This is a genomic window from Pedobacter polysacchareus (genome assembly GCF_019802255.1).
Lineage (GTDB): Bacteria > Bacteroidota > Bacteroidia > Sphingobacteriales > Sphingobacteriaceae > Pedobacter > Pedobacter polysacchareus.
In genome coordinates, this window is record NZ_JAHYSS010000003.1 from 211,065 (window position 1) to 233,645 (window position 22,581).

Annotated in this window: 14 protein-coding genes; 4 read left to right on the forward strand and 10 right to left on the reverse strand. The window is 41.9% G+C overall.

The window, feature by feature from the left end; genetic code table 11:
• Positions 1 to 62: 62 nt before the first annotated feature.
• The 9 genes from K7X70_RS08655 to K7X70_RS08695 form a co-directional block, all read right to left on the reverse strand.
• Entirely contained in the window at positions 63 to 1,748 is a 1,686-nt protein-coding gene (locus K7X70_RS08655; protein WP_222536679.1) for a glycoside hydrolase family 28 protein, read from the reverse strand.
• A 130-nt stretch (positions 1,749 to 1,878) separates the two neighbouring features.
• Positions 1,879 to 3,618, reverse strand: coding sequence for a glycoside hydrolase family 43 protein (locus tag K7X70_RS08660; protein WP_255607017.1), 1,740 nt, complete (start codon positions 3,616 to 3,618; stop codon positions 1,879 to 1,881).
• A 35-nt stretch (positions 3,619 to 3,653) separates the two neighbouring features.
• Complete coding sequence (locus K7X70_RS08665; RefSeq protein WP_255607018.1) at positions 3,654 to 4,595, reverse strand: pectinesterase family protein; 942 nt, start codon at positions 4,593 to 4,595, stop codon at positions 3,654 to 3,656.
• An 11-nt stretch (positions 4,596 to 4,606) separates the two neighbouring features.
• On the reverse strand, positions 4,607 to 5,563 hold the full coding sequence (locus tag K7X70_RS08670; protein ID WP_222536681.1) for a pectinesterase family protein: 957 nt from the start codon (positions 5,561 to 5,563) through the stop codon (positions 4,607 to 4,609).
• Positions 5,560 to 6,345, reverse strand: coding sequence for a rhamnogalacturonan acetylesterase (locus K7X70_RS08675; RefSeq protein WP_222536682.1), 786 nt, complete (start codon positions 6,343 to 6,345; stop codon positions 5,560 to 5,562). The genes K7X70_RS08670 and K7X70_RS08675 overlap by 4 nt, the downstream gene beginning before the upstream one ends.
• Positions 6,346 to 6,454: 109 nt before the next feature.
• Complete coding sequence (locus tag K7X70_RS08680) at positions 6,455 to 7,201, reverse strand: rhamnogalacturonan acetylesterase (protein WP_222536683.1); 747 nt, start codon at positions 7,199 to 7,201, stop codon at positions 6,455 to 6,457.
• 9 nt (positions 7,202 to 7,210) lie between these two features.
• On the reverse strand, positions 7,211 to 8,818 hold the full coding sequence (locus K7X70_RS08685; RefSeq protein ID WP_222536684.1) for a DUF4957 domain-containing protein: 1,608 nt from the start codon (positions 8,816 to 8,818) through the stop codon (positions 7,211 to 7,213).
• Positions 8,819 to 8,830: 12 nt separating this feature from the next.
• Complete coding sequence (locus K7X70_RS08690) at positions 8,831 to 10,684, reverse strand: RagB/SusD family nutrient uptake outer membrane protein (protein WP_222536685.1); 1,854 nt, start codon at positions 10,682 to 10,684, stop codon at positions 8,831 to 8,833.
• A 19-nt stretch (positions 10,685 to 10,703) separates the two neighbouring features.
• Complete coding sequence (locus tag K7X70_RS08695; RefSeq protein ID WP_222536686.1) at positions 10,704 to 13,934, reverse strand: SusC/RagA family TonB-linked outer membrane protein; 3,231 nt, start codon at positions 13,932 to 13,934, stop codon at positions 10,704 to 10,706.
• A gap of 252 nt (positions 13,935 to 14,186) precedes the next feature.
• Here K7X70_RS08695 and K7X70_RS08700 point away from each other — a divergent pair, with 252 nt between their 5' ends.
• Positions 14,187 to 15,200, forward strand: a complete 1,014-nt coding sequence (locus tag K7X70_RS08700) for a LacI family DNA-binding transcriptional regulator (protein WP_222536687.1) — start codon at positions 14,187 to 14,189, stop codon at positions 15,198 to 15,200.
• Between the two features lie 11 nt (positions 15,201 to 15,211).
• On the opposite strand, the gene K7X70_RS08705 is transcribed toward K7X70_RS08700, so the two are convergent.
• Positions 15,212 to 15,832 carry a helix-turn-helix transcriptional regulator gene (locus K7X70_RS08705; RefSeq protein ID WP_222536688.1) on the reverse strand — a complete coding sequence of 207 codons (621 nt, stop codon included), beginning with the start codon at positions 15,830 to 15,832 and terminating at the stop codon, positions 15,212 to 15,214.
• A gap of 388 nt (positions 15,833 to 16,220) precedes the next feature.
• On the opposite strand from K7X70_RS08705, the gene K7X70_RS08710 reads away from it, so the two are divergent.
• From K7X70_RS08710 to K7X70_RS08720, 3 genes are read left to right on the forward strand one after another with little or no spacing between them, the layout of a single operon-like run.
• Positions 16,221 to 17,378, forward strand: a complete 1,158-nt coding sequence (locus K7X70_RS08710) for an efflux RND transporter periplasmic adaptor subunit (RefSeq protein WP_222536689.1) — start codon at positions 16,221 to 16,223, stop codon at positions 17,376 to 17,378.
• An 8-nt stretch (positions 17,379 to 17,386) separates the two neighbouring features.
• Positions 17,387 to 20,545, forward strand: a complete 3,159-nt coding sequence (locus tag K7X70_RS08715) for an efflux RND transporter permease subunit (protein ID WP_222536690.1) — start codon at positions 17,387 to 17,389, stop codon at positions 20,543 to 20,545.
• Positions 20,546 to 20,555: 10 nt separating this feature from the next.
• Positions 20,556 to 21,950 (forward strand): efflux transporter outer membrane subunit, encoded by a 1,395-nt coding sequence (locus K7X70_RS08720; RefSeq protein WP_222536691.1) that lies wholly within the window; start codon positions 20,556 to 20,558, stop codon positions 21,948 to 21,950.
• Positions 21,951 to 22,581 lie beyond the last annotated feature (631 nt).

Here is a 22,581-nt window from a genome sequence, read left to right on the forward strand (position 1 = left end):
TTCTTTAATTGAAATTCAGTTTAACTCATTTTGCCGGAGCAAGCTGTTTTGTACCTACCTAATTATTTCTTTATTTCGAGTACCGCCGGCTTAGCATCATGGGTAAATTCAGAAAGTGCCCTGGCTTTAGCAGTTGCAGTACCAGACATTTTAAGGTCTTTATTCTGGTCTCCAGAAACACGGATCAGTATTTCTGCATTGGTATAGTCTATATTTTTGAAGTAAACAGATTTTCCGTTTTGGACATACAATAGTGGCTTTGCTTTCGGTACATCCAAATGCACATTCGTCAACTGAATATTTTTAGCCTCCTGTATATCAACACCTTCATCAGCTTTAATCACTAAATTATTGAGATAAATATCGCTAATACTCATCTCCGGCAAACCTCGTACAAACACAGCTTTGGCCGCTCCATCGCAAACTACATTCTCGATATAAAACTTCCTGAATACTGGTGTTTCTTCTGTAACAGGTAATAATTCTACTTTAGGCGCTGTACGTTGCTCGCCTGTTAGAGGAACCGGATCCACCGCAGCATAGTACATGTCAAAAAGAATCGCTTCACCAGCTATATCTTTCATATTGATGTCTTTAGCGTAGATGTTTTCTACAACCCCGCCTCTTCCTCTGGTAGTTTTAAATCGCAAACCGATATCAGTCCCAATAAAAGTACAATCAGAGATAAAGATGTTTTTAGCACCGCCAGACATTTCACTGCCGATTACGAAACCACCATGCGCATGGTAAACCGTGCTGTTTCTAATGATTACATTTTCTGTAGGCACCCCACGTTCTCTTCCCGCAGCATCTCGACCGGATTTAATGCAAATCCCATCATCACCTACATCAAATGTACTGCCTTCAATCAATACATTTTTACAAGACTCAATGTCTATACCATCCCCATTCTGGGCATACCAGGGGTTCTTAACGTAAATATTTCTAACGGTAATGTCCTCGCTCATCAAAGGATGGAGATTCCATGCCGGAGAATTCTGAAAAGTCACGCCCTCCAGCAAAATCTGCTTGCAACGGTACAATACCATTAAGTTAGGACGTAAAAAGTCTTTAATACTTTCATAGAACTCCGGAGTTTTATCAGCACTGATTTTTCCAGGATCCTTCATTGTTGATCCTTTCATTGTCAATGCCGAAGGATACCATATTTTCTTATTCTCACTTACCAAACCACCTGAAGCCAATAATTTCTTCCATTGGCTTTCCGTCAGCTTATCTCTTTTTACCATTCTCCAGGCATCACCGCCGCCATCAATAATTCCAAAACCAGTGATGGCAATATTTACCTGGTCATTTGCCCAGATTGGAGATTGATTGCGCATTTGAGGGAATCCTTCCCAATTTCCCTTCACCAGTTCATACTGTTTGAAATCCTTGGTAAATTGCAGTAAGGAATTCTTCTGTAAGTGAAGGTTCACATTGCTTTTTAACTCTACAGGTCCGCTCAGCCATAAGCCAGCAGGGATGACCACAACACCCCCACCTTTTTTGCTCATGGCCTGGATCGCAGAATTAATGCTTTTAGTATTTAAAGTGATGCCATCATTTTTTGCACCATAGCTAAGAATATTAATCGTATCTTTTTTAAACGATGTTCCTTTTACTGTCGGTAAGTTGTCAAATGAATACTGCTGTTCTTTGCTGGAAGCTTGTGCTTTGGAAACCATCGGATTCCATAACAAAAGCGCCACAGATAAAGACCAGAACATAGGGTTAATCTTGTTCATACAAGGAGGTTTAGGTATCGTAATATATTTGGTGACCGCTGATTTCAGCTGGTTCACAATTCTACATAGTTTTGTGAGAGAATAAAACAAAAGCGCTCAAAATAACTGCGCAATCGTTCCCGTATTGCTGCTATTTAATTGGTTCTACACGGAACCAATCCAGGTCAACATATCCAGAATCATTGCTTTTTCCTTTTTTAACCGCAAAAAGGCCCATTTTTGCGCCTATCCACTGCCCTTCTTCTGCCTGGAAAGATCCCGGAATCGCTTTAAAGTCCTTCCCGTCAAGGCTGTAACTAAAGGTACAGACAGCTCCCTCCTTTACCTGAACCCGCAAATAAACGTCCTCTGCCTGAACATGACTGATTGGAGGTGCGAAATTTCCTTTTATCTTTTCTTTTGCCAATACCTCTTTCCAATCCGCAATCTTGATTTCCTGTTCCCTTTTGCCTTTAGCTGCATCCATACAGTTGGTATACACTAAAGAGAGTACTCCTTTATTACTTTTCAAAGCAAGGTTCGCATAGCTTCTGCCCATTATAATCAGACCCACTTTTTCTTCCTCCAATTTTACACTCGCATTAAATGTAATTTTTGCCGTAGCCATAAACTCCTCTGCAGGGAATTTTTGTAAGAGCAGGTTGGGTACTTCCCAATAATTATTCATTTCTTCTGGGCCCGCTTGGGTGAAAAACCTTAAGCTTCCTTTTCCAGGATTCATAAATGCCCAGGTCGCTTCAGGATTCGCCTGCCACTGCCACTGAAGGCCCATCCTATTTTCATTAAACTCGTCGCTTTCTGCTGGCGTAGTTATTGGGTAAACCTTTGCCACAGCCGGTTTTTTATATTCCAAAACTGGAGTTCCAATTCCTGTTCCCGCAGGATCAATTCCGATGACCGGCCAGTCTTTAATCCATTTCATCGGTTGTAAATGTACCACACGGCCATAAACGCCTTTATCCTGGAAATGCAAGAACCAGTCTTCACCGCCTGGCGTGTCTACCCAAGCCCCCTGATGAGGGCCGTTTATTGGAGATTTCCCCTGATCCATCACAACTTTTCTTTCATAAGGACCATACACGTTTTTCGAACGCAATACCAGCTGCCATCCGGTAGCAACACCCCCTGCAGGTGCAAACAGATAATAGTAACCGTTTCGCTTATAAAATTTAGGCCCTTCAATGGTTGGGTCATCTTCATGACCGTCATAAACCAACTGGCCCTGATCGATGGCCCGATCTCCAGCTTCATTAAGCCTTTTAACCGCTAGCACACTTTTAATTCCCGCCCGACTACCGGCATAAGCATATGCCAGATAAACTTTGCCATCCTCATCCCAAAGCGGACAAGGATCAATCAATCCTTTTCCTGCGGCCACCATGACTGGTGCAGACCATTCTCCGCGCGGATCTTTCGCTTTAATCAGGTATATCCCAAAGTCCGGATCCGGGTAATAAATATAAAATTCTCCTTTATGATAACGAATTGCTGGTGCCCAAACCCCATTTCCATGTTGCGTTTTCGAGAAATGAGCTTCCGGAATTTGACGCGTTAAAGCATGGCCGATAATTGACCAATTCACCAGATCTTTCGAATGAAGGATCGGCAAACCAGGTACGCCATCAAAACTTGAGGCAATCATGTAATAATCATCGCCTACACGAATTGCATCTGGATCTGAATAATCAGCGTTCAAAATTGGGTTTTTATACTTTCCATTCCCAAGGTCGGCCACCCAGACTTTACTGATGCTGGTTTTAGCAGGGACTGATCTTTCCCTTGCTGTGCTTCCAATCTTGACCACACTTCCTTTTACATCTTTCGGAGCTTGTGCCATCACCGTTCCTCCGCAAAGGAGAAAACTTGCCATCCATAAACTACTCCTCCATAAAGGGCGATTTTTAATTATTGTTTCGGCTTCCATAAACTATTTCCTGAAAATATCTTGACTAATGTATATGCTTTGGCTTCTTGCTTTGACAACTGCTTTGACCATTCGATTCTTTCCTTAGCAACTCCTCCCGGACCTTTCGAACCATATTCTGCATAATAGCTGGACTTATGGTTATCGTTTTCATTCCAGGCACGCCAACCCGTAGGTAAAATATGGGAATCCATATCCGTGTTTATAAATACCGTATTTGCATAAGGACGCCATGGCCTGCCAAGGTTTACTTTTTCTATACCAGGAGCTGCCGTTAGTTTACAGTCAATAAAGACAAAACCGTAGCGTTGTGCCGCTGTGGTTGAAGCAGCGGTGATGTAGGAGTTTTTCTTACTATGAATATGACAACGTTCAAAAACGACGGTTGCTGCACCAAAAATAAAATCAGTGGTTCCTTCGATATAACAGTCCAGATAATATTGCCTGCTGGTATCTACAGCAGGGAAAAGTGTATCCTGATTCCCTAATATCCGGCAATTCTTAACCACCACGCGGTCGCCCTCCGTATGCAACGCAACCGCTTGGCCAACCGGTCCTGCGCTATTTTCAATCGTCAGTCGTTCAGCCCTGAAATCATTTCCCTGAACCAATAACGTATAGGAATTATAAGTATTAAAACCTTCCTTGCCCGAATAATCACCGTTAGAGATCACCGTATTAGCAGAATCTTCTCCTAAAAGAAAGACTTTCGTTTTCCAGGAAGGCACGATCAGCTTCTCTTGATAAACTCCTTTTTTAATGTGGATGGTGACTACTGAATCAGAGAAATCGCGCACCGCATTGATGGCTGCCTGAATCGTTTGAAAATCAGCAGTACCATCTTTACTTACGGTAAAAGATCTAGGGACCTTTTGAACCTTTTTCTGATCCTGTGCTTTCGTTTCAAAACAAACGCAAAACAAAAGGAATAAGATTAATTTTTTGCTGGCACCCATCCTTTAAATATCTTTTCTAATGTATACTCTGCAGCTTCCTGATCATTCAGCTGCCTAGACCAACTCACTCTATTAGCAATGGAACTTCCTCGCCCTGTATTCTTGTATTCCGCATAAAAAGCAGTTTGCTCATTGCTTGTTTTACCCCAATTGTTCCATCCTGCTGCGTTAATCATTGCACCAAGGTCACAATTCAGAAAAACAACCTTAGCATACGGACGCCATGGTCTGCCTAAATAAACAGATTGTGCAGCCGCAGTTCCGGTCAGCTTACAATTCAAAAACACGTAGCCATGTTTTACTGAATCCGGTGCAGAAGAAGCAGTAACAAATCCCGGCGACTTACAAAAGAGCTCGCAATCTTCAAATACCGCAGTGGCTGATCCGAAGATAAAATCTACCGTTCCACTGATAAAACACCGGTAAAAGTATTGTTTACTGCCCTGACCATAAGTATACAAAGTATCCTGAAAACCCAGCATTCTACAATTCAAAAAGCTGGCTTTATCACCAGCTACCCATAGCGCTACAGCCTGACCTACCGGCCCAGCTGTATTTTCAAAAGTGATGTTCTTTGCAGTAAATTCATCTCCATAGATGTAAAATCCAGCAGATCCTGAGGTGCCCATTTCCTCACCAAAGCGGTTTTTCTTTTGCGCGTAATCATCGTAAGTGAGGATAGTCTTCTCTACATCTTCCCCAATCAGTGTCACCATTTTCTTAGAAGCCGAAAGATTCAGCTTCTCTTTGTATTTTCCATTTTTTATAAAAATGGTAGTAGTCACCTTTCTAAAATCTGGAACGGCATTGATCGCTTCCTGGACCGTTTTAAAATCACCGCTGCCATCCTGGGCAACCACAAGTCGCCGATCTTCCGCTTTTAGCTGTCCAAGACTAAAAACACCAAAGACCGCGAGCCATAATATCATCTTCATTTCTTTGCTGGTTTTGGTTTAACAATGTAATTACAAAGCTCCAGTTGTTGCTTTTTCATTTCCGAGAGCACAAGCTGCGCTATTTTTCTGGCGCCAAATTCATTAAAATGAGTATTGTCTTTTTTTCCTTCCGGATAATTTGGATGAGCAGCTGGTTCAAGCTGCATAAACAACTTTTTAGTAGCCTCTGGACCCATTTTCTGATAGAGCGCCCTACTGTCTCTATCCAAATCAATTAAAGGTACCCCATACATTCTTGCCACTTCGTATACCGCAGCGGTATATTCCGCATGTGTTTCTTTTGCCTGTCCGTTTTGATCAAAGCTCATTCTGGATACTGGTGTAATCAGCACAGGAATCGTATTTTTCGCCCTGCTTTCTTTGATAAACCGACCAAGGTTTACTTTATAATCGGCCACAGGTGTATACCTGTCTTTATACTTTTCTTCTTTAGCCTCATCATTATGGCCAAACTGTATCAGTACATAATCCCCTTTGCTTAAGCTGTCTGCCAGATTTTCCCAACGTTTTTCAGAAAGGAACGTCCTGGTGCTTCGACCACCCTTCGCACGATTGTTAAATTGCACCTCCGTACTAAAGAAACCGGCAAAAGGCATCCCCCAACCCGTTAATGGTGCTCTGGAACTTTCGTAGTTGCACATCGTCGAATCCCCAATCATCCAAACATTAATTGGTTTTCGGAAAGGGATAAATGCACTGCATACCCACAAAAGGCCAACTGCAGCTATTTTAAATTTTCTAAATCGAGAGATTTGAATCATTTCTTGCTTCATTTTTCATTTCGCCAAACCCCATCTTCATACAAACCAACCCTCCAATTCAGCTTATTTAATCATCTTTTTACTGAAGTATAGTAAAATTTACTTTTGCTTATTTAACCAGATACGCTAATACCGGTAAATGCAATGCCCTCATTTCCTTTAAAACCAGCTGAGCCATTTCCCTTGCACCAAGCTCATTAAAATGTGTATCGTCTTTTTTTCCCTCCGGATAATTCGGATGCTCTCCCGGTTCCAAATGATTGAACAGTAATTTACTCTGCTCAGGACCATACTGCTGTAATAACACCTGACTCTTTAAGTCCAGGTCAATCAGCGGAACTGCCGCTGATTTTGCCAGTTCCCTAACCAGATCAGCATACACCTGATGTGTTTCTTTAACTTTTCCATCTGTATCAAAACTTCTTCTGGCGACTGGCGTAATCAATATGGGTATCGCTCCCTTTGCCCGGCTCTCCAGAACAAACTTCGATAAGTTCTTTACGAAATCCACTTCGGATGTATAACTAGCCTTGGTTTTAACTTCATCATTATGTCCAAATTGAATCATCACATAATCACCTTTTTGAAGCTCCGAAACCACCGGTGCCCATAAGTTCTCTGCAATAAAGGTTTTGGTACTTCTACCATTCTTCGCCCGGTTATCAACCAGAACTTCTTTACTGAAAAAGTTCGCAAAAGGCATTCCCCATCCTGTTTCAGGGAAGGCGCTTGCTGACTTAACAGCAAGCGTGGAATCCCCAATCAGGTATATGGTCAATTTTTTACTGGCAGGAATAAAAGATACCATTCCTAAAGCCAAACAAATAAAAACAACCGGCCAATTATATCTTTTCATCATTATATTTTAAAATGTCCATCTTGGATCACCCAAGGGCCCTCCACTTGTACTGCTCGTCCATAGTAATGATCCTGCAGGTAAATTAAACTTAACCGTTGCTGCATTCCATCCCGGATCAACTGTTTGTCCCTGCGTAGATGCGCCTGGCAAAGGCAATGCCGTTCCACCTATCGCTGTTTTCAGGTTAAAGGTATTGTTATTGGTAAAAGAGATAGATGAAGATCCCGCAGTACTATTGATCACTCCCAATATCACCCCTGAGCGCGGCCCATTGGCTAGAATCGAATTTCTAAAGGTAAAGTTCACTGGATTTGCTGCTGCATTAATCAATAGATAATTGCTGTTAAAGCCAATGTTATTGATGGTACAGCTGCGAATAGTGATTTCAGCAGGTGTTCCAGGTATCACCGTTCTACAACTCACCAAGCCTGGAGAACTGTTAAAGATGGTACTATTGGTAATGGTTAATGATTTATAGGCCAGCTTATCCATGTGAAAAAGGTAATAATTCGCACCCGATATCTCATAAATCAGGCAATTATTAAAGGCAAGATCTTCCATCGTGAACAGACTGCCACGATCACACCTTACAATACCAGTACTGATGCCGTGAATCCAGGAGTTGGTTGCCCTCACAGTTTTGAAAGCCGCCGCTGCCGCATTTGAATTGGCACTGGTCAGATCGCAGAAATAAGTAGCGATATAGGCTGTTCCGTCAAAGTTAATCCCAGTAACTGCCAAGCCTGCTCCGGTACCAAATAATGCAAATCCTTTAAAGTTTACTTTTACCAATTCTGGATTGTCATTTACAGACCTCAAATTGATCATTTTCCCGCTAAGCGTGATGACTGCCGGTAATTCGTAAGTTCCATTTTCCAGACCGATCACTGCATTATCTCCGGCATTCGCAATAATGGCAGCCAGGTTATCTCCAGGACTCACTTTAACGGTGTATACAATTACTGCAGTAGTGCTAAAAGTTGTATAACCATTGCTTTTTGTTCCGGAAAACAGTTCTGCAGTATATTTCGTGCTGTTGCTGAGTCCGGAAATGGTCACTTTCTTGTTGGCAATATCTGCTGAGCTCAAGGCAGTCGTAATTGCCGGCCCTGTTTCAGGGGTAACCACAATTTTTGAACCTTCAGGTACCGTCGAAAAATATAAGGTAACACTGCTTTCTCTAGCTACAGTCAGGTCGTCACGGAACAACTGCGTGCCTACAATCTTAAATCCACCATTGGTGACAATGTATTTAGATTCCGGTTGTGATGCAGTCGCATTTGCTTTTACACGGGCAAAATATTTAAGCCTTAATTTAAGGTCTCCCTCTTTCACGGTGTAACCAGTAGTATCTGTTTTGGCGCTAAAGTCCGTCGTAGAGAACAGCGAATCTGTAGAGAAATCTACGGTGTAATTATATTGATTATTCCCTGTAAACAAAGGTGCAACCCAGGTTAACTTCGCGGAGTTTTCTGAAACTACGACTTTCACTGCAGAAACCTTGAAAATTCTTGGGGCTTCAGTTGGTTGTTCGTCCTTTTTACAGGAAGAAATGCAGAAGAATAAACTTGCCATCATCAGGCAATGACAAGCGGTGATTATATTTCTTTTCATGATTGTATAGACTTAATAACCATTATTTTGAATCAGATTCGGAGTTTCAATCATTACCGTCCTAGGATAAGGCAACAACTCCCTTTCATTCGCTTTAAAGTAGGTAACGAAACCATTTGCGGTACCCGAAATAGAGCCGGAAATAGGATCATCATTGACCGCAAAACGCCACGCTTTAGTTACATAACCACCTGCAGGCGCTCCAGATGTTCCCAATCCTTTGGTATAAAACACGGTATTTGGGGTACCACCATACAGGTCGAGATTCGCCACTTCGGCTACGCTGTTTGTTCTCAGATAATCATTTTCTTTCACATAAATGTATAGCGGTACATTTTCATAAGGTCCCTGCCCCAGCATAAAAGCCCTCAATTTATCGCGTGTTTCTTTAAATTTAGTCTCCATCAGGTTCCAGCGGATCAAGTCGTATTTACGAATCCCTTCTCCACCAAATTCCAGCAATCGTTCTTTTACAATCGCCTCAAAAAAGGCTTGTTTATCCTGCGGAGTCGCTGGAATCAGATTTTCAAAACCTTTATAAGCGCGTCTGCGTACTCTTTCTAATGCTGTTTGTGCAGCTGCAGTAGGTCCACCATTCACTTCATTCTCCGCTTCTGCAAACATCAGCAGCACATCAGAAAAGCGTAAAATTGGCCAGTTGATTGCGAAATTCTGAGAGGTAGAAGAATTGTTAAATGCAGTCCATGCCTTTCTGAACTTCCCATCAGTCAGGGTATTCGCAGTATTCAGTGTTTTCTTAGAATTGTCATTGATCTCAAATACACCAATGGTTACATCCCTGCGGCAATCCATTGAAGGATCAAATTCATAAAAGTAAGTAGCAATCGCATTCATCCCTCCTCCACCTTGTCCGAAAGTAGATTTTGCAGAATACCTTAAACCATTATAATAACCCAATTTACTATCTGTAGAAGCATTGGCGCCATAAGCAGCCACTTCCAGCATCAATTCATGGGCATCATCTAAACGCTGGCCATGCAAAGTCTTAAACACATCCTCATAGTTTGGATTTAAATTATGTACACCTGCCGCTGCAATCACCTCTGCACACTCTGTAGCAGCAATCTTATAATAGGTTAAATAATCTGCCCTACGTTCCATTTTACGACTGTCCGTACGTAAGGAATACCCACCTCTAGCCAATGCAATACGCGCTCTTAGTCCTTTAACAGCGCCTTTCGTAAAACGGAAGCTGCCATCATTGCTCGTTAAAGACCGCCAGGGCACCAGCGTAGCAGCCAGTTCCAGGTCTTTCAGGAGCTGATCGTAAGTTTCGTCGCGGTTACTGTTGCTAAAGTTTAAAGTTGGTGCGTCAGAAGCTGGTACAAAGGTCCCCGGAACATCACCCCAATTGCGGATCAGTTCATGGTAAAACAAAGCCCTTAAAGCCAATGCTTCTCCATAATATCTGCCCATTTCTTCTTTCTGGCTAGTGCTGCCATTTTGATATATATTGGATAAAGGAATATATTTAATGCAAATATTGGCACGCTCTACACCTGAATACAATTGTGCAAAAGGGTTCGCAAGCTCTGTATTGTCTGCACTGGCACCGTACATGCTCACCCCTCTGCGATCAGAAGAACTGTAACTGCCGGAGGTTTTGAAGTCATCTGCACTCAGGTTTAAAATCGTTGCCAATCTATTGCCATAGCCGTTATCGCCCACCAACCTATTGTACACGCCAATCAAGGCATTGTTTGTATATACCGTACTTTCAAAAACCGTAGTAGGCGAAGAAGTAGAAGGAGATTCAAATTCCAACGCTTTTTTACAGGAAGGAAGTACGCTTAAAGTACCAATCGCAAAAGCCATAACGGCCGCTGATAATATTTTCGTTTTCATTTCTTTAATTCTGAGTAGATTAAAAAACAAGATTAAGTCCGGCAAGAATGTATCTGCTGCGTGGATAAGCGGCATAATCGATTCCTGGTGTCAATGGATTGTTCCTTCGGGTATTCGCTTCCGGATCATATCCTGAATAACCTGTAATCGTCAATAGATTATTTACAGTACCATATACGCGAAGTTTGGAAATAAATCCGCTGCGTTTCAATAGGCTTTGTGGAAGTGTATAACCCAAAGTGACATTGGTAATGCGCAGGAAAGAACCGTCCTCTACCGCAAAAGAAGTTAGTGCATAGTTTCCTGGAGTTGGTGTCCAGTAAGTTGTATTTTCGTTCATTGCACTGAGCATCGCAGGATCTGTTACTTTAATCCCCTTAGCATCAAAGTTCTGCCAGCGATCAGTCATGATATTCAACAGATTGTTGTCTTTCACATTAAACTGAGAAGTAAACTCTAAAGTATTCGCATTGTATACCTTGTTTCCAACAGAAAAATTAAGGAATACTGACATGTCAAAATTCTTATAGGTAAACTGGTTGTTGAAGCCACCAATAAACTTTGGCTGTGCATTCCCTAATACGGTACGGTCGTCTTCAGTAATTACCATGCTTTCCGAAGAAGAAAGCTTTCTCACTTTCATGTCTCCAGGCTGTGGCTCTCTGTTTCCGATTAAAGACCTGCTATTAGGTACATCAGATTTCAATGTATAGGTATAGGCTCCGGTATTGGTATTCTGTACATAGTTGAAGTCATTGACAGTGTATCTGCCATCAGAAATGTAGCCATAGAATTGTCCAACCGGTTTTCCTACTTCTACTTTCACATCAGCAAGGCTATTTACCCATCCTGATTGTGTCAGGTAAGCATTCACACCATTTTGCAATTCAAGAATTTTATTCTGGTTGAAGGAGATATTGAAACTGGTATTATAAGTAAAATTCCTGCTTTTCACCGCTAATAAACCCAATTGCAGCTCCAATCCTCTATTTTGGGTTTTCCCTACATTTTGTTGTTGTGTAGGATACCCGGAGATAGTGGAAATATTCGCATCCAACAATAGGTTTTTCGTCCTGTTTTGATATAGATCAACAGTTGCTGTTAAACGGCTGTCGAAAAACTCCATATCCATACCGAAATTCGCAGACATGTTGGTTTCCCATTTAATTTTTGGGTTGGCCAGTTTGTTCGAAATTAATCCTGTACTTACGGACGCATCATTTACAGCATAGCCTCCTGCGGTAGAACTTGCCAGGAATACTGTTCTGAATAAATCCTGTCCAATCCTGCTATTTCCTGCAGCACCATAACTCACTCGAAGTTTTAAACTGTTAAACCATTTTATATTGGCTTGTTTAAAAAACTCTTCTTCGGAGGTACGCCAGGCAATTTGGGCAGAAGGAAAATTACCGTAACGGTTTTCTGGCGCAAATACGGAAATACCATCTCTTCTAAAGTTGAAAGTGGCCAGGTATTTTCCTTTATAAGCATAAGCTGCACGTGCAAAAACAGAAAGGTTTCTAGTCCCTGCTACAGCAGAAGTTGGTTTATCCTGCACCGCACCATTTGGCAAGTCTGTCTTTTGAATATTGGCAAAAGCTTCCTCTGGGCTGATGTTTGCCGGGAACCATTTAATCGTCATGCTATTGGAATTCACATCATCTCTGCGCAGCTCCTGTCCGGCCAAAAGCTCCAGACTATGGTTTTTTCCTAAATCCGGTCTGTAGGTTAAAGTATTGGTATTGATAAAGGAAGTGGTATTGGAATTGTCCAACTGAATGGCCGGCATATTCGCGTTGTTTCTCGCCACACCAGTCAGCAGACCGTTAAATATATCTACATTACGATCGTTAAAGTTCATCCCTAACGTACTTTTTAAACTTAGATTCTTTAAAATCTGAAAGCTCACATACGCACTGCTGATTAAATCATTACGGTAATCGGCTTTTAGTTCATTGTGTGCTAAACTGATGGGATTGGTCAACTGTGTAGCCAGGAAATCTGCATCAAATAAATCACCTGAATCACCACCACCCAGATAAGGAAGGTAACGCACCGCATTCCGTAAACGATTGGCACTCTGAGATTGCGTACTGCTGGTACCAATCCCATCTACACGCTGGCGACTATATCTTGCATTCAAACCAAAACGTAATTTATCGGAGATCTTATGGTCAAAACGAAAAGAAGCAAAGGTTCTTCTATAACCAGACTCCAGCATAATGCCTTCTTCTTTGGTATTGTTTAATGAAAAATTAAAGGTCGTTTTATCGGTTCCTCCAGAGATATTCAGAACCTGGGTACTTGACCATGCCTGGCGACCAAAGACTTTATCCTGCCAATCTACTTTCTCAATGTTCTTATAAATATCTAAATCTTCATAAGTTCCATAAGCTTTTGTAAAATCATCTTTTACTTGCTGAGAAGTATTGTTATTGTACAATTCATACTGATACTTTACAAAATCGTAAGGATCCATTACCTCCAGTTTGTTGACGATCTGACGAGCACCGCCAAATACATCAAAAGAAACCATGGTTTTACCCGGTTTTCCAATTTTAGTGGTAATGATCATTACTCCATTTGAACCTCTGGAACCATAAATTGCTGTTGAAGCGACATCTTTCAATAAATTGATCGATTCAATCTCCCCAGGGGATAAAATAGACAGCGCATTCTCTACAGGAATTCCATCTACTATATATAAAGGTGCGTTATCACCAGTTAATGAACTCCCACCACGCACTTTTACCTGAATATCGGCACCCGGATTACCCTCCGGTGTGGTTACTGATAAGCCGGCCATTTTGCCTGCCAATGCCTGTGCTAAAGTACCTACCGGAAAATCAGCCACATCCTTACTAGACAATACCGATACCGAACCGGTCAGCATTTCTTTCTTTACAGTACCATATCCAATATTGATCATCACCTCATTCAGCTGAGAGACATCTTCCTGTAAAATGAAATTGACTTTTGATTGATTGCCTACGGCTATTTCCTGTGGAACATAACCAATATACCTGGCCATTAATATCGTCTCCCCCTGGTCAGGAACAGAAATCTTGAACTGGCCTTTATCATCTGTACTCACCACAATGGCAGTACCTTTGATCGAAATGCTCACTCCAGGAATAGATTCCTTGTTTGCTTTATCAGTGACTTTTCCAGTTACCTGGCGAATTTTCTGGGCATCCGCCTCGAAAATTACGATAGCCAACAATACAAACAGTAGTAAAAATTTTTTCATACTCGTTCGGTTAAGAATCCCCAGATTTAGGATATGGGGTGGTTTAGTTTATTTTGGTTAGTAGAAAGGCTGCTCAACCTTCCATTAACAATTCTACATTGTTTTTATTAATAAAGTAATGGTAGCGCCAGATAAATTTGCGCAATCGTTCCCGACAACGTTGCCGACCTGGAAATCGGATGCTTTTAATTAGGAGGATAATTGTTATATTGCCCTGTATAGACCAAATTTTAACTTCTTCCTCCTTTTTTCATGTTCGAACCAACTACTTTAAAAGATATAGCAAAGGCCTTGGGCCTATCTACTTCCACCGTTTCAAGGGCTTTAAGAGACACCCACGAAATCAGTGCGGAAACAAAAAAAGTAGTTTTGGAATACGCAGAAAAAATCAACTACCGACCAAATCCCATTGCTTTAAGCTTAAAAGAAAGGCGGACCAAATCTATTGGGGTATTGGTGAGTGAAGTAGCCAACCATTATTTCTCCCAGGCCATTGGCGGAATTGAATCTATTGCTTATGATAGAGGGTATCATGTCATCATCACGCAAACACATGAATCTTACGAAAGAGAAAAAATAAACATTCAGCATTTGGCTTCCAGAGGGGTAGATGGATTATTGGTCTCCTTATCTGCGGAGACAAGTGATACCAGTCATCTGGCGCGTTTACACGAACGCGGATTACCGATGGTCTTTTTCGACAGGGTAGCTAAAGATATTGAAACACATAAAATCAGTGCCAATAATGAACAGGGTGCTTATGATGCTACGATCCAGCTCTTGGAATCCGGACGCAGAAAAATTGCCCACCTGACCAGCTCAGACCACCTTTCAATCAGTATCGAAAGATTGGCAGGCTATACTGCCGCTTTAAATAAATATGGAATTCCCGTTCAGCAGGAATATATCAAATATTGCCCGCATGGAGGAATGTTCCAGGAAGAAACCGAACAGGCCATTCAGGAACTCATGTCCCTGGAAGATAAGCCAGATGCAATCTTTGTGGCCGGCGACCGGCTAAGTATTGGCTGTTTAACGGTATTGAAGAAATTCAACATCTCAGTACCTGAAGAAGTTGCAGTCTCTGGGTTTAGCAATTCCGATGTATTGGATTTATTCAAATCTCCCCTAAGCTCAGTCAGACAGCCCGCTTACGAAATGGGCCGTATGGCCACAGAAATGCTGATCAAACTGATTGAAAGCAAATATCCGGTCACGGAATTTGAAAATAAGGTATTGGATACCGAATTGCTGATCCGCAGTTAATCCGCAGTTAATTAATCCTGTATTTTAGCAATCCGGTACGCACACCTCCGATCACCAGTCACAATGTGGTCCATGCGATCAATACTGACACTTTCTCCAAGAACGTATTTAAATATGTTCAGCTCTGCTGTACAAAACCCCTGACAAGTTTTTGCAGCAGCGCAAATCGGACAATGGTTCTCCACCAGCAAATACCCAGATTCATCTTTCGTATATTCCGCCATGTATCCCTCCCGGGTCCTGATCTCTGCCAGTTTTGCAATGCGATCCTCTAAATCCCTAAGCGGTGATAATTCCTGGAAATAACGTTCTTTTCCCGCTTGTTCAGTAACATCAATTACTTTTTGTAATGCAGCCTCCCCCAATACATCACGCATTCCCGCAATGAGCTTTACCGTTAATTCAGAATGGGTGTCTGGAAATTGGGCATTGCCCTCAGCTGTCAGTTTAAAAAACTGCTTAGGCCTCCCTACTCCTGTCGATTCATTAAATGAATTCACCAATCCCTCTTCCGTAAATTTCAATAATTGTAACCTCGCCCCTTCATTCGTGATCCCCAGCTCCTTCGCTATCGAAGCAGCAGTGAGTGCCCCCCTGGTTTTTAGCAACATTAAAAATCTGTTTGTCTTCATAATCTAATAAAACAAGTGTTTGCTTGTTATATTAACAAAAGTACTAACTTTGTCGAACTTATCAAGCCCATCAACTGATAATTATGCTTTAATAACGTCAAGAAATGGGAGATTAACAATTATTGAATATTGATCACAAGGATTATGAAAATTAAGTTACAAAAAAATACAATGACTATTCCTTTTGCTGCAACAGGCCTGCTGCCTGTTTACATCGTTCCCTATTGGAACGTGCTCTTTAAGTAACACCTAAGCTTTTCCTGCTTACGGCGATCAGAACCGCCTCACCTTTCACTCAGTAATCTTTATAGATTTCATTGAGCAGGTATCCCTATGCCCAAATTTTTAAGAACAATAGCAAATTATTTACCAACAACAACGTCATCCAATGAACATTAAAGAAACAAAACTGCTCGCTTACCCTCTATTATTAATCGCAATTTTCAGTGCTTGCGCCGCACCTCAGCAGCCAGCGCAGCAAACAGTACTTCCGGAATACCCAAGCCTGTTGATTGAACCCAGCAAAACTGAAGTAGCAGTAGAATACCCAGCCATCCTTCAGGGCGAAGAAACGGTAGAAATCAGATCGAAAGTAGATGGCTACATCGAAAAAGTATATGTAACTGAGGGTACCAGCGTAACAAAGGGACAAGCCTTATTTAAAATTGATGCCAACAGTTTCCAGCAAGAAATGAACAGCAAACAGGCTGCGGTGCTTGCTGCCGAAGCAGATTTAGAAACAGCCAGCATCCAGGCAGAAAGAACAAAAGCGCTGGTAGATAAAAAAATTGTGAACGATTTCGAGCTCACTGCCGCTAAAAATGTAGTACGCGTTAAAAAAGCATCACTATTACAGGCAAAAGCCAGTCTATCTGCCGCCAGATCTAACCTGGCATTTACGCATATCGTAAGTCCAATAAATGGTGTAGTAGGTAGCTTGCCTCATAAAATAGGAAGTTTGGTGAGCAGCAGCGCTGAAACACCACTAACCAGTATCGCCAATACCGCAAAAATCTACGCCTTTTTCTCTTTAAGTCAGCAGCAACTCGCTGCTTTCTTAAATAAATATGATGGCAAACAGGCAAATGATAAATTTAAAAACATGCCCCAGGTTTCTTTAATCCTCGCAGATGGAACGGAATATCCAACAGCAGGAAAAATTGAAACACTAAGTGGGGTATTGAACGCCAGTACTGGTGCCGCAAACTTTAAAGCAATTTTCCCAAACCCCGAAGGAAAACTATGGAGCGGCGCGACAGCAGTATTGCGCATTCCAACACTGCTTAACGCAGCCATTATGGTACCCAAAACCGCTACTTTCGAATTACAGGGCAAATATTTTGTTTTTACCGTCGACCCTGAAGCTACCGTTCACCATACCGCAATTGAGGTAATGAATACCGGAACAGCAAAAGATTATATCGTAAGCAAGGGCTTAAAATCCGGCGATCAAATCGTTACCGAAGGACTGGACAATTTAAAAGATGGTATGAAAATCAAAGTGTCAGCAAAACCTGCAAAAGTGTCTACTCTGGCTGCAAAATAATAAAAGAGATGTTAAGAAAATTTATAGAAAACCCGGTATTGTCTACGGTCATATCGATTATTATTGTCATACTTGGTCTTTTAGGCCTATTCTCCCTCCCAATATCGCAATATCCTGAAATTGCCCCACCTACAGTTGCAGTGTCTGCAGCTTACCAGGGTGCCAATGCAGATGTGGTCATGAAAAGTGTAATTGTACCATTGGAAGAACAAATTAATGGGGTAGAAAACATGACCTACATGACTTCTAAAGCAAGTAACAACGGAAGTGCCACCATTACCATTTATTTTAAACAAGGAACAGACCCGGATCAGGCAGCAGTAAACGTGCAAAACCGGGTCACTAAAGCCACAAGCCTGTTGCCCAATGAGGTGATTAAAGCGGGAATTACTACCAGTAAAAAACTGAGCAGCACTGCTTTTAGCTTTCTACTATTCAGTAAAGATGGGGCTTATGACCAGAAATTCCTGGACAATTACCTGAGGATTAACATCATGCCACAAATGAAACGTGTGGAAGGTGTCGGTGAAGCAAGTATCTATGGAAATCAGGAATACTCGATGAGGATCTGGCTAAAACCAGATGCCATGGCCAGTTACCACCTGGTACCTGATGATGTGATCGCTGCCCTAAAAGAACAAAATATAGAAGCAGCACCTGGTAAAATTGGGGAAAACAGCAAGCAGTCAATTCAGTATGCTTTAAAATATACCGGCAGATTGGAAGAGGCATCGGAATTTGAAAATATCGTGCTCCGCAGTGCTGGACAAGGTGGCCTGGTTCGCTTAAAAGATATTGCCAGCGTAGAATTTGGCGCATTGGACTATACAACCAGTCTAGTGACCCAGGGAAAAGTTTCTTCCGGCGGTGATGTTAGCCAGTCATCTGGTTCCAATGCCAGAGAATTGATCATTGCCTGTGAAAATATTTTGAAAGAAGCCTCCAAAGATTTCCCACCGGGAGTAGAATACCAAACCTTCCTAAATGCCAATGAATTTCTGGACGCTTCTATTGAAAAGGTAATCTATACCATTATAGAAGCATTTATCCTGGTATTCATAGTGGTATTTATTTTCCTGCAGGATTTCAGGTCTACCTTAATCCCCGCAATTGCCGTACCCGTCGCCATCATTGGTACCTTCTTCTTTCTAAAACTCTTCGGCTTTACCATTAATTTACTGACCCTTTTTGCCTTGGTACTGGCCATAGGAATCGTGGTGGATGATGCCATTGTAGTGGTCGAAGCCGTACATGCAAAGCTAGACCAGGGAGCAAAATCTGCTAAAAAGGCAACCATCCATGCGATGTCTGAGATTAGTGGTGCAATTGTTTCCATTACTCTGATCATGTCAGCAGTGTTTGTTCCTGTTACTTTTATCACCGGCTCTGCTGGGGTATTTTACAAACAATTTGGATTAACCTTAGCAGTAGCCATCGTGATTTCTGCCGTAAATGCGCTGACTTTAAGTCCGGCACTATGTGCACTGCTCTTAAAACCTCATCAATCCCACAAAGAGCAGCCAAAACAAGGTTTTATGACCCGTTTTTATGCAGGATTCAATGCTTCATTTGAATCCCTGACCAGTAAATATTTACGGGCAGTAAGGTTCCTCTTACGTAGAAAATGGCTTTCCATTATGAGTATCTCGGTTTTTGGATTGGTATTTTATATGCTTTTGAAAACTACACCTACCGGTTTCGTTCCTAATGAAGATGGTGGCGCACTTTATGGAGACGTCATTTTACCACCGGCCGCAACATTGGAACGCACAGAAGAAATCACCAATTTGGTGGACAGTATTGTTAGGAGTATTCCTGAAGTTGAACTGTCCTCCAGACTTGCAGGAATGGACCTGATCAATGGTTTTGGCGGTTCTTATGGTGCATTGTTTATCCGTTTAAAACCATGGAGCGAACGTAAAGGGCCAAATCAGGATGTTGGCAGCGTTGTCAATCAGCTGTTTGCGAAAACCGCACATATTAAGGGCGCTAAGATTATCTTTTTTGCCGCACCAACCTTGCAGGGCTTCGGAAATAGCAACGGCTTTGAAGTACAACTACAAGACAAAACTGGTGGAAATTACGAAGCTTTTGGCAAGTCTATTGGGAAATTCATGGCCGGCATCAATCAACGTCCGGAAATTATGTATGCCACCAGCCCATTCAACAATGGCTTCCCAGAATTGGAAGTCAATGTAAATGTAGCCCGATGTAAAGATGCAGGGGTATCCGTAAACACCGTTCTAAATACGCTTCAAGGATATTTTGGCGGTGTCTATGCTTCTGATTTCAATAAATTTGGCAAGCAATACCGCGTAATGATACAAAGTCACCCGGATTTCAGAGAGAAAGAAGCAGACCTCAATAAGGTGTTCGTTAAAACTGAAAAAGGACTGATGGCTCCAATTTCGGAATTTGTGACCTTAAAAAAAACGTATGGCCCTGAGTTTATCAACCGTTTCAATCTCTTTACTTCAACTATGGTGACGGGTGTTCCAAACAAAGGATACAGTTCTGGAGACGCCATTAAGGCAATTGAGGAAGTTGCGGCCCAAACATTGAGCCGTGGCTACACCTACGAATTTTCAGGATTGACCAGGGAAGAGCTTTCCAGCGGCAGCCAAACGGTAATGATTTTCGCCCTTTGCCTGCTGTTTATCTATTTCCTGTTAAGCGCACAGTATAAAAGCTATATCCTGCCCTTCTCCGTGTTATTATCATTACCAATAGGTTTAGCAGGTGCTTTTATCTTCGCCAACCTGTTTGGAATCGACAACAACATTTTCCTTCAAATCAGTCTGATCATGTTGATTGGTCTGCTGGCTAAAAATGCAATCCTGATTGTAGAATTCGCATTGATGCACAGACTAAGCGGCAGAAGTATTGTTCAATCCGCACTCTTAGGCGCAAAAGCCCGACTAAGGCCGATCCTGATGACATCATTTGCTTTCATTTTTGGCTTAGTTCCTTTGATGCTGGCCACTGGTACCGGTGCTCTGAGCAATAAATCTATTGGAACTGCCGCTGTTGGTGGCATGCTGATTGGAACCTTATTCGGCGTTTTTGTGATCCCTGTACTTTTTGTGATTTTCCAATCACTGCAGGAGAAAATATCAGGCGCTCCCATTCCAAATCATCTGCCGCGTAACATTCCAGAAATCAATTAATTGAACATTTATGAAAACATTCACTTATAAAATCTCAGTGCTGCTCTTATTGGCAGCACTGGGCATTACGTCTTGTAAAGTCACCAAAACATATCAGCAGCCCACTACACCTGTTCCTTCAGCTTACCGCAGTTCGGAAACAGCGGATACCTTGAGTATGGCGGGTATGAAATGGCCCAGCCTTTTTACAGACCCTGTGCTGCAGGAACTGATTCGAGCAGGATTAACAGCAAACCTCGATTTAAAGATTGCGGTACAACGCATCAATCAGTCGAAAGCCCTATTTAGAAAAAGTAAAACGGCCTACCTGCCTGATTTAAAGGGTAACGTTGGACTTAAACAAAGTAAATTAGCTGATCCACAGGGATTCGGTATTTTCAGCAGCAACACGCAGTACGATTTTGGGATCAGCAGCAATTGGGAGTTAGATATCTGGGGCAAATTGGGAAGTGCAAAACGCGCCGCAATGGCGGAGTTATTGGCCAGTGATGCAGCAAAAAGAGCAGTTCAGACCCAGCTCATTGCTGATATTGCCAACCATTACTATGATCTGCTAGCCTTGGATGAACAATTGGTTGTTACTCGAAAAACAGCCATTAACAGAGGTCAGGATGCAGCAACCATTAAACTACTGTTTGAAAACTCCATCTTAAATGGAGTGGCTGTGGTTCAAAGTGAAGCAAATTATTACGAAGCTGAATTATCTATTCCAGATCTGGAGCAACAGATCAGGGAAAAAGAAAATGTACTAGCCGTATTGTTAGCGAGGAATCCAGGTCCCATTCAAAGGAATTCCCTGGCACAGCAACAGCTTATTTACGATTTAAAACCCGGAATTCCGGCCCAACTACTCGCCCATCGCCCCGATGTACAACAGGCAGAATATATGTTCCGGGCAGCATTTGAAAACACTAATATTGCCAGCACACAATTCTACCCAGGACTGAACATCACGGCTATGGGTGGTTTCTCCAGCTTCAGCCTTAAAGATTGGTTCAGCAATGGCAGTTTATTTGGCAACATTGCTGGCGGTATTATACAGCCTATTTTTAATAAAGGACAGAATAAAGCAGGTTTAGCCATTGCCTTATCTCAACAACAAGAAGCACTGCATGTATTCGAACTTTCTTTATTAAAAGCCAGTCAAGAGGTTTCTGATGCGCTTTCAGCCTATCAGGCGGCTGCACAAAAAGAAGAAAAACGCAGCAAGCAATTGAAAGCACTTACGCTCGCAGTTGAATTTAATAAAGAGCTGATGAACAACAGTAAAAACACCAATTACACCGATGTACTTGCTGCAGAGCAAAACCTGCTGACTGCGGAGCTCAAAGCAATTAATGACCAGAGTCAGAAATTACATGCAGTTGTGAATCTATACCGCGCATTAGGCGGGGGCTGGAACTAACCCTTCCTGAATTTCCCTGGCAACACCCCAAAAATAACTCAATTTTTGGGGTGTTTTTATATTGATTTCAAGCTGAACCGACCATAATAAAAACCGCATCCAGCGTCCTATCTGTTTTGCTATTGTTTTGCTATTGTCTTGCTCTTCCGTTGTTCTTGCATTGCGCTGTTGTTACCTGAACAATACAGGATCAAAACAAAAACTAAATCATAAAAACAAGACCACCCCACATCTACAGGCCAGCTACCAAACCATTTAAGGCTACAATTAAAACCCTAGTCAAATTTTAAAGGATAAAAACTGCTCTAAAACTACATACAACCCCTATTTTCATTTTTTATGACAAACATTTGATATAATCCATTTAAAGTCTAGGGATTTAGTAGTGTTTTTAGTTATATTTGCAGTCGAAACTTTTATATGTTCAAGTAAAGACACGGTTATGTATCAAATTCTACTTCAATTTTTTCATCAGGCTGAATCCTTCGCCTGCTTCATTTTATCCGCTCCTGCAACGCGCCGAATGTGTTGCTGCCCGGCTTAATCCTGTAGAAATTTTTCTTGGTTGACAAATACACCGGCTCCCGGTGAAGGAAAACTATTGCCTAAAATTTCTGCCTAATCATCCTAT

Bases quoted from the DNA above. Each gene is read 5' to 3' on its own strand.
- K7X70_RS08655 (WP_222536679.1), bottom strand. From the start codon at position 1,748: ATGAACAAGATTAACCCTATGTTCTGGTCTTTATCTGTGGCGCTTTTG.
- K7X70_RS08660 (WP_255607017.1), bottom strand. From the start codon at position 3,618: ATGGCAAGTTTTCTCCTTTGCGGAGGAACGGTGATGGCACAAGCTCCG.
- K7X70_RS08670 (WP_222536681.1), bottom strand. From the start codon at position 5,563: ATGAAGATGATATTATGGCTCGCGGTCTTTGGTGTTTTTAGTCTTGGA.
- K7X70_RS08675 (WP_222536682.1), bottom strand. From the start codon at position 6,345: ATGATTCAAATCTCTCGATTTAGAAAATTTAAAATAGCTGCAGTTGGC.
- K7X70_RS08680 (WP_222536683.1), bottom strand. From the start codon at position 7,201: ATGAAAAGATATAATTGGCCGGTTGTTTTTATTTGTTTGGCTTTAGGA.
- K7X70_RS08685 (WP_222536684.1), bottom strand. From the start codon at position 8,818: ATGAAAAGAAATATAATCACCGCTTGTCATTGCCTGATGATGGCAAGT.
- K7X70_RS08690 (WP_222536685.1), bottom strand. From the start codon at position 10,684: ATGAAAACGAAAATATTATCAGCGGCCGTTATGGCTTTTGCGATTGGT.
- K7X70_RS08695 (WP_222536686.1), bottom strand. From the start codon at position 13,934: ATGAAAAAATTTTTACTACTGTTTGTATTGTTGGCTATCGTAATTTTC.
- K7X70_RS08700 (WP_222536687.1), top strand. From the start codon at position 14,187: ATGTTCGAACCAACTACTTTAAAAGATATAGCAAAGGCCTTGGGCCTA.
- K7X70_RS08705 (WP_222536688.1), bottom strand. From the start codon at position 15,832: ATGAAGACAAACAGATTTTTAATGTTGCTAAAAACCAGGGGGGCACTC.
- K7X70_RS08710 (WP_222536689.1), top strand. From the start codon at position 16,221: ATGAACATTAAAGAAACAAAACTGCTCGCTTACCCTCTATTATTAATC.
- K7X70_RS08715 (WP_222536690.1), top strand. From the start codon at position 17,387: ATGTTAAGAAAATTTATAGAAAACCCGGTATTGTCTACGGTCATATCG.
- K7X70_RS08720 (WP_222536691.1), top strand. From the start codon at position 20,556: ATGAAAACATTCACTTATAAAATCTCAGTGCTGCTCTTATTGGCAGCA.